Below are 7,759 nucleotides of genomic sequence, written 5' to 3'. Positions count from 1 at the left end.
ACTGACGCTCCAAGTCGGAAAGCTGCGTTTTCGGGAGTCGCCGATAACGCCAGATGTTGTTACGATGCGATCGAAGTTGCTCGAGCCGCTGATCGATCAATCTGGAGTGTCGCTTCTCCATCGGGCCATACCTTCAGACTGCCGGGCTTCAGCCAGGTTATCGAGGAACATCGCGGTCCCCCCAATTGTTATCTAAGCATCATCGGCAACTATCAATTGGGCGCCGGTGGCTGAGAGTGTCGTGCTCCCGATCATCCGCTGGCGAAGCAGGCATTTCACCGCCGGCGCTACGCTCATTTCCTCCAATGCGGGAAGAAGCCGATGACTTCAAACATCGCGACTAGCCTGATCACAAAGTTAACTGCCTCCAACCGGCTCGACAGCGATGATATTCAGGCACTTCAGCAGCTTCCGATCCAGGAACGCCAAGTCCCGGCTCAGCACATTATTGTCGCCGATGGCAGCCGACCAAAGGAGTCTTGCCTGCTTGCCGAAGGATTTGCGTACCGTGCAAAAATCACGCAGGACGGCAAGCGGCAAGTCCTCTCGTTGCACATTCCCGGCGAAATACCGGATCTGCAGAGCCTCTACCTCAACGTCATGGATCACGATTTCACGACGCTGACACCCTGCACGCTTGGCTTCATCCCTCATGAAGCGATCAAGGCCTTGTGCAAGCAGCGCCCGAATGTGACAGGTGCGCTTTGGCGCGAAACGCTCATTGACGCGGCGATTTTTAGGGAATGGATCGTCAATGTCGGCCGCAGGTCCGCGGACGAGCGTATGGCCCACCTTTTCGCCGAAATTCATCGTCGATTGAGGGCTGTCGGTCGAACGAGCGACGGTGATTTCAACTTCCCTATTACGCAATCCGATCTTGGAGATTGTCTCGGACTTTCGACGGTCCACGTCAACCGCACGCTGCAGGAACTGCGGCAAGAAGGTATCATGCAAGTCGAGCGGCCACACTACCGCATTCTGGACCACGATAAATTGGAGGAATTGGCCGGATTCGATCCGGCCTATCTTCACTTGGAGCCGACTGGCTAACTCGAAGGGGAGACGATGCGCTTGGCGGTGACGTCGATCTGAAAGATTGCGTTTTCCTCTCGCTTGACCACGATCGACCGACGATTGGATTTGTCGGGATCCAGATTGGACTCGGCATCGCGAACCGTCATCACGGCCTTCTGCCAGGCCACCTCGTCGTTCAGCAGCTCCTCGCCATCGGGATCATCAAACGGACGGTCATTCGAAATGGAGAAGGAGCGTAGCCGGCAACTCGTCGTCGAACTAGAGGGTCTATCTCACTTTCATATTTAGCCGAGTGTGCTCTAGGTTTTGTACAAGCCACACGGCCGGTCCGAGCGGGCCGCAGCCGCCGCATAGTACCGGGGAAAATAGCAACCGATAGAACGATTGGGTTACCTGATCCGGGGAGCCAAATGCGCTCCGCTAGTGCTACGACAAGGCGCGCCCTGTCATGCCCCAGCGCTGAGCAATTGTCGCGGAAACCGTAGGCGTCCGGTCTCGACTATCGTCGCCACCGATCTAAGCTAGCTCAGCCTCGTGGTGTGATCTCGCGGTCGACTAAGAGGACGGAGCCGCCAAGCCCGACCGTACCCGGATTGGCGGTTCTCTTTTGCACCGAATGCAACATTAACAGGCAGGTCGCGGCGGTGAGCCTGAGCCTTTGTCGCAATTTATCTGCCGAACCCGCGACCTAGCAGCCTCGGTTTAACGCAAAAGCCCGGCCGTCAACTAGGACGGCCTGGCGAAAGTGATACGAGCTCGATGAACGCTGCGGATATGCTGCGGCGCGGCAGGGCGGTGGGTACCTTGATTGGAGGGTGTTTAGCCGCCGGACTGAGGCACGAAAGCATTCACGTATGCCGCTATTCGCGCCGCCGGTGACGGTCGTATTGTCAAAGGTTACCGAGCTGACGGAATGGAGGCGGCCAAGCCGGCACCAGCGGTACAATCGCAATTGCAGCGAGATGATCGGTGCTCATGGCGATGTCCTTGCATCGCCCCCATCAATTGGTCTTCGAGCGCGAGCTATTCCCTATAGGCGCCAGGCCTACCCGCCACTTTGCAAGATCAATGCGTCGGATATGGGCGTACTAGGTTCCTCATTCCATTCGTGATGAAAATTGGGGAACGAAGACGCCCCGCCAGAAAGCAGCAGGCCCCCATAAGCGCGTTTCACATGTGCTAATGACGCGGTGCCCGCATGATAGAAAACTCGTCTTCGAGCGTGGCGCTCATATGGCGTGGGCTACCGCTCGACCCCAGCGTAAATCGATCGCAGCTTCAGATTACATTTAGGATAGTTGCGTACCCATGAACGAGTTTTTTGACTGCAGCAAACGCGCTTTAAACATCCTCTCCGAACTTCATGCTTCCGAAAAAGAGTTGGTGGGCAAGGGGGTCGTCTTGTCCGATGGGAAAGCCGGCACAATTGAGCACGTATTTGTAGATGACGTCCATGGGCTCCGCATTGCAATTGCGGGACATGAAGGTCGATGGCCAATAGCGATGGTCAAGCAATTGGAAGGGGATCTCTCAAGAAAGCCAATCGCCAAAACCAAATTACGGCGCGAGATTCACGAAGGTTAATGACTCCGCTGCTGCACACTGCGACGATCGGCTTCCTACGAGCGGGCTTAAAACCATGGAACGCATGAATGGAGTGGAGCGGACATTTGCGTCTGTTACTGCGCTGAGTGTCTTGGTTCTCGTCGCTAGCCTGACCGCATATGCGTTTAGCTAGTGGAGCCAGAAAAGTAGCGGCATCCGAACAATAGGGCAGATAACTTTCATTTCGTATTGTTTCAGCCTTGGAAACAGGCTCGCTGCTTCTCGGCGGACAGCGGTCCTCGATCTGGCCTGGCCCCAGCATGATCCGGATGCTGGGGCCATCTTTTTTGTGCTGCCTAACAGGACGCGCCCCCAGCACAGGCCGATTGCGCCCAAAGCCTTCTGGCCGTCCTTTTCATAGGAGCGGGCCTGACGAAGTTGGGTTACTCTCAAGCCAGGCGCTGATCCCGCCCCACAACGTCTGACGCCGCAGTATGTAAGCAAAGCGCGGCCTCAGCGATTCCTACCGCGCTGAGGCCGTTTTACTTTCAGGAACAAGTGGCAATTTGTGGAGTTGCAAGGGAGGTTGCTCTCAGGAGGTGGGACGGGCATCGGGCTCAGTGCTCTCCCGGGGCATTGGGCAGTTCGCTTTCGTGAAGGCAAGCTATGACAGAAGAGCGCCGAGACTGGACTCTGATCGTCGGATTTCTCAGTATTGCGGCTCAGCGCCATGCTTGATTAGCCGGACCCAGGTTGAACGGCTCCGAAATGCCTGTGTCGTCTTTCGCGGCCGGCTCAAACGAGAACTGCGGTTCTGGACGTCAATGTTACTCGGATTTTCGCCGCTCTGGATCGTTGGCGGGTCTGCTGATTTTCTTTAGGTGGTAACTGTCCCGCGAGATGCAGCAAATTGCCTAGATCACGGATGCAAAAGAGAAAGCAGACATTGTCGACGCTGTTCGCGGTCAAGTTGAGCTTTTCGCATCATCTCGAACTGAGCTTGAGCCTTGATGGTGCTTTCGTTTGACCGCTTCAACTCGATCAGCAACGCCTCCTGCTCCGCGAGCCGTTTTTCTCCCTCCACAACATCACGTTCAATCTGCCGCAACTCGTCCATGATCGAGTCTTTGTGCATCTTAGTCCATCGCACCTGTGCAGTTGCAGCCGTGTGAGCTTAATCATTTCCAAGAGCTAGCCGTTCCTTGAATTCGACCTTGCGCTGCAGGATTTTTCGGCAGGCCATGGCGGGAATAAGTTGCAATAGGAACGGCAGGATGAAACGGCGGTTTTACTCTGCCGGCTTCGAACGCTACCGTCGCCGGCGACGACCAAAGCGGAGACTTGGCTTCAGCGCCTTCGGCTGAAGCCATTTTTTTGGAATAGAGGGCAATTCCCGAGACAGGGGGCTCGCGTAATTGTCGACAAGGGTGGCTCGGCGACAGGCCGCTTCCGTTGTTCGACAAGGCTCAGTTTTCGAATTTCGCTGATCCAAGGGCCGCGCTCGCTCTCGAGTATTGCCTGCGCTCGTTCAAAATGATCCCAGCGCGACGAAGCGGCGGCTCATCTGGCCGTGGCTGATGTCCTCACGCTCTGCGGGCGCCAATATAGGCCGCCCATGATCAACCAGCCTCACTTCGACCCCTATTCGAAGGCAGCGCGCATCTTTCGACACACGCCCTCGTAGCCGAGCTTGCAGGCATCGGTGAACATCTTCGGGCCGTCGACCCCTTTGCGGAAAGACATTCCATGCAATCGGAATGAGCCGGGAAACCCCAGACTAGCCTTTGACCGCCGACCAGTCTGCAACTGGCCCTTAGCGGACACTCACTTTAGCGTCGTTCGATGCCTGCTTTGGACCCCGCGATCCCTGCACACGCGGGGAACGGATCTATGAGTACACGCCCTAGCTATCAGGCTGGCCACCACCAACAGATGCTTCGAAACCAGGCCCTCGAGGTCCACTAGCCCGCTTTGCGGCGCGGCTTGGCCGGCGCCTTTTTCGCCTTCGTCGTTTTCGCGGGCGCCGCCTTGCCGCCGCTCTGGATGCTCTGCTTCAAGGCGTCCATCAGATTGAACACATTGCTCGGCGCGGGCTTTCGTGTCGCTGCGATCGGTTCGCCTTTGCGCTTCTGGTCGAGCAGCTCCTGCAACGCCTGCTCATAGCGGTCTTCAAACTTATCGGGCTCGAAGTGGCTCGATTTCTGCTCGACGATATGCTTGGCTAGATCCAGCATATCCTTCGTGATCTTCACGTCCTGGATGTCCTCGAAGTATTCGGCTGAATCGCGCACCTCATAGGGATAGCGCAGCAGCATGCCCATCAGTCCGTTGTCGCGCGCCTCAAGCGAAATGACGTGCTCGCGGTTGGTCAGAACCACGCGGGCGAGGGCGACCTTGTCGAGCGATCTGATGGTTTCGCGGATGACGGCGTAGGCGTCATGGCCGACCTTGCCATCGGGGACGATGTAGTAGGGCCGCACGAGATACAGATCGTCGATCTCGCTCCTGGGCACGAACTCGTCGATCTCGATGGTGCGGGTCGATTCCAGCGCGATGTTCTCGAGCTCCTCCTTGGTGACCTCGAGGTATCGGTCGGTATCGACCTTGTAGCCCTTGATGATGTCGTCGGAGGCAACCTCTTCGCCGGTGTCGGCGTCGACCTTCAGATATTTGATCCGATGGCCGGTCTTCTTGTTGATCTGATTGAAGCTGATCTTGTCGGATTCAGAGGTCGCCGGGAACAGTGCGATGGGGCACGTCACCAGGGACAACCGCAGAAAGCCCTTCCAATTGGCGCGCGGGGCCATACTCAAACTCCACCTACACTGAATGGTATCAATATAGGACGACTGTCAGCGAAGTGGAGTGGCCAAGCGCGACATTAGGCGCCTCAGCCGATAGGAACCTCCTGTTGCATCGATCGCTTGCCGGGGAACCAACCCAAGGGAAGCGACCATGCTTGGCGAGACATCCTATCTAATGGTGTGGCTCTGGTTCATCGGCGCCTTTGTGCTCGGGGCGGTTTTGGTCTACGGCGTCATGAAAGCTGGCCGCCTTCGGCGAAGCGAGCGAGCGCGGTTGGATCAAGACACAGCGCGAAGACAACGCACGGAAGATCCGCACAAGCGCCCATTCTAAAGCCTAGAGCCTAGCAGTCCGGACAGCTATCTCCGATGCCGCGCAGGACTTCGTCGATTGCGGCCCGGCACTCTTCCGGCGTGGCGCCCGAAAAGGGCTGGCTCCATGCCGCCTCGCGAGCCCGGTTCCGCGCATCGGGATCGCTGCGATCGAGGGCATGACCGTGGTGCTCGCACTCCTTCACGGCGTGGTGCTCGATCAGCATGCCGAGCGCCCAGCCTTCGAGACTGCGATAAGCCGGACGGGAGGCCTGCAGCGGCAGGCGACGTTGCGCGTTGGTCTTCATGGTGGCCTCGAATCAATCGACATCGCCAATTATAGCATTTGCGTCAACGCCTCTTCGCCGGGCCGGCACTTATGCCCGCTATGCAGGCTAGGAACCGAAATGCGAGAGTGTCTAGCGTCCCGGCCCGGGAGATCAGCAGCTTTGAATGCTCGTTGTGCGGGCGACGCTCGAAATCTGGAACTCAGCTTGGGTGCCGACCTACAAATTTTTGGCCGGGCCCCTCCGACCTACCGAAACGTAATTGTGCCGTTGGCACAGATTGCACTTTTGCCCCCAGTTGCTGGAGTCGCTCATAGGAACAAGTGTTCACTTTGTAACTTAAGCTCCCACTGCAACGGGGCAGATGGGCAGGACTATGGAACGTAAACTTGACCAGCTAAAAGCTCATTCGCTTACGGCGGTAGCACTGAGCACCTGCATACTCGTCGCAAGCCTTGCCATGCTCATATTGAGATAAGGCCGCCTCAGTTGGACGGCCCTGTGCTGTTCGATCTTCATTCCCATCACAGATTTGAGAAACTTTCATCGCGAACGTCTTGAACCACCGCACGCGCTGTGCGGCCGGCCTGCGGTGTACGAACGCTGAGCGGTCGTCCTAAACGGTCCGGCCCTCGCGGCCGGGCCTTTCGTTTGAGCGGCCTATTTCGCATCTGCGAATGGCCAAGCTGGCCCGCAACGCAAAAGCCCGGCGCTGACGCGCCGGGCGAATGCCGATATATTGTAAGCGCTGTTTTCAGGCCACGGCTTTGAGTTCGTGACGGCAATAGGCCCACGGAAGCAACTGATCGATGTCGCTATTCGGATGACCATTGACGATCCTGGTGAGTGCGTCGGTCACGTAAGCAAGCGGATCGACGTCGTTCAACTTACAGGTTTCGACCAGAGAGGCGATGATGGCCCAGTGCTCGGCGCCGCCGTCGGAGCCTGCGAACAGCGCATTCTTCCGGTTGAGTGTAATCGGGCGGATTGATCGCTCGACCGCGTTGTTGTCGAGCTCGATGCGGCCATCATCGATGAAGCGCGTCAGCCCCTCCCAGCGTGAGAGCGCATAACGGATGGCATCGGCCAGCTTGCCCTTTTGGCTGATCAACGCGAGCTTTGCGCGGAGCCACCGTTCGAAGGCTTCCGCCAGCGGCCGGCTCTTCTGCTGCCGGACGAGGCAGCGCTCCTGGGCGCTGCGGCCACGGATGTCCTTCTCGATCGCGTAGAACTCGGCGATGTGCTGAAGCGCCTCGCTTGCGATGGGCGCGGGACCGGGTGTGGCAAGTTCGTAGAAGTTACGCCGCATATGCGACCAGCAGAATGCAAGCTGAACGTCGCCACGCTCGGCCAGCTTGCCATAGCCAGCATAGCCGTCGACCTGCAGGATCCCCTTGAAGCCCGCCAGATGGGCGATTGGTCGGTCGGCTTTGCGATCGGGAGCATAGACATAGGCGACGCCCGGCGGATCGGCGCCGCCCCATGGCCGGTCGTCTGCCGCATAGGCCCAGAGCTGACCGGTCTTGGTACGCCCTCGGCCGGGATCGAGCACCGGCATCGTCGTCTCGTCGGCGAACAGCTTTGGCCGTTGCCTGAGCTTGCCGAGGAGACGGTCATGCAGCGGACGCAGGTGGAAGGCGGCTTGTCCTACCCAGTCCGCCAGCGTCGAACGATCGAGCTCAATGCCCTGGCGGGCGTAAATCTGCGCCTGCCGGTAGAGCGGCAGGTGATCGGCATATTTGGACACCAGCACCTGGGCGACGGTGGCATCGGTTG

General features: G+C 58.1%; 8 protein-coding genes. 3 read left to right on the top strand and 5 right to left on the bottom strand.

The window, feature by feature from the left end:
- Together I6F38_RS42610 and I6F38_RS42605 are read left to right on the top strand one after the other, a co-directional pair.
- Positions 1 to 234, top strand: a 234-nt coding sequence (locus I6F38_RS42610) for a hypothetical protein (RefSeq protein WP_225164602.1), incomplete at its 5' end; no start/stop codon positions are given.
- A gap of 87 nt (positions 235 to 321) precedes the next feature.
- Complete coding sequence (locus I6F38_RS42605) at positions 322 to 1,050, top strand: Crp/Fnr family transcriptional regulator (RefSeq protein WP_016844137.1); 729 nt, start codon at positions 322 to 324, stop codon at positions 1,048 to 1,050.
- Here I6F38_RS42605 and I6F38_RS42600 read toward each other — a convergent pair.
- Positions 1,047 to 1,202, bottom strand: coding sequence for a hypothetical protein (locus I6F38_RS42600; RefSeq protein WP_016844136.1), 156 nt, complete (start codon positions 1,200 to 1,202; stop codon positions 1,047 to 1,049). The two genes, I6F38_RS42605 and I6F38_RS42600, sit on opposite strands and share 4 nt — an antisense overlap.
- 1,141 nt (positions 1,203 to 2,343) lie before the next feature.
- On the opposite strand from I6F38_RS42600, the gene I6F38_RS42595 reads away from it, so the two are divergent.
- Entirely contained in the window at positions 2,344 to 2,619 is a 276-nt protein-coding gene (locus I6F38_RS42595; protein WP_075969240.1) for a photosystem reaction center subunit H, read from the top strand.
- An 880-nt stretch (positions 2,620 to 3,499) separates the two neighbouring features.
- On the opposite strand, the gene I6F38_RS42590 is transcribed toward I6F38_RS42595, so the two are convergent.
- The 4 genes from I6F38_RS42590 to I6F38_RS42575 form a co-directional block, all read right to left on the bottom strand.
- Positions 3,500 to 3,697, bottom strand: a complete 198-nt coding sequence (locus tag I6F38_RS42590; RefSeq protein ID WP_225164601.1) for a hypothetical protein — start codon at positions 3,695 to 3,697, stop codon at positions 3,500 to 3,502.
- An 844-nt stretch (positions 3,698 to 4,541) separates the two neighbouring features.
- A complete protein-coding gene (locus I6F38_RS42585) occupies positions 4,542 to 5,387 on the bottom strand; it encodes a Ku protein (protein ID WP_225164600.1) in 846 nt (281 codons plus the stop codon).
- A gap of 341 nt (positions 5,388 to 5,728) precedes the next feature.
- Positions 5,729 to 6,004: a hypothetical protein gene (locus I6F38_RS42580; RefSeq protein WP_018271013.1), complete on the bottom strand. Its 276-nt coding sequence runs from the start codon at positions 6,002 to 6,004 to the stop codon at positions 5,729 to 5,731.
- Positions 6,005 to 6,737: 733 nt separating this feature from the next.
- Positions 6,738 to 7,759, bottom strand: a 1,022-nt coding sequence (locus tag I6F38_RS42575) for an IS66 family transposase (RefSeq protein ID WP_225164599.1), incomplete at its 5' end; no start/stop codon positions are given.

It is taken from the genome of Bradyrhizobium sp. BRP56 (genome assembly GCF_020194035.1).
Classification (GTDB): Bacteria; Pseudomonadota; Alphaproteobacteria; order Rhizobiales; family Xanthobacteraceae; genus Bradyrhizobium; species Bradyrhizobium australafricanum.
The sequence above is the reverse complement of the archived record's forward strand: the minus strand, read 5'-3'. Positions and strand labels throughout refer to the sequence as shown.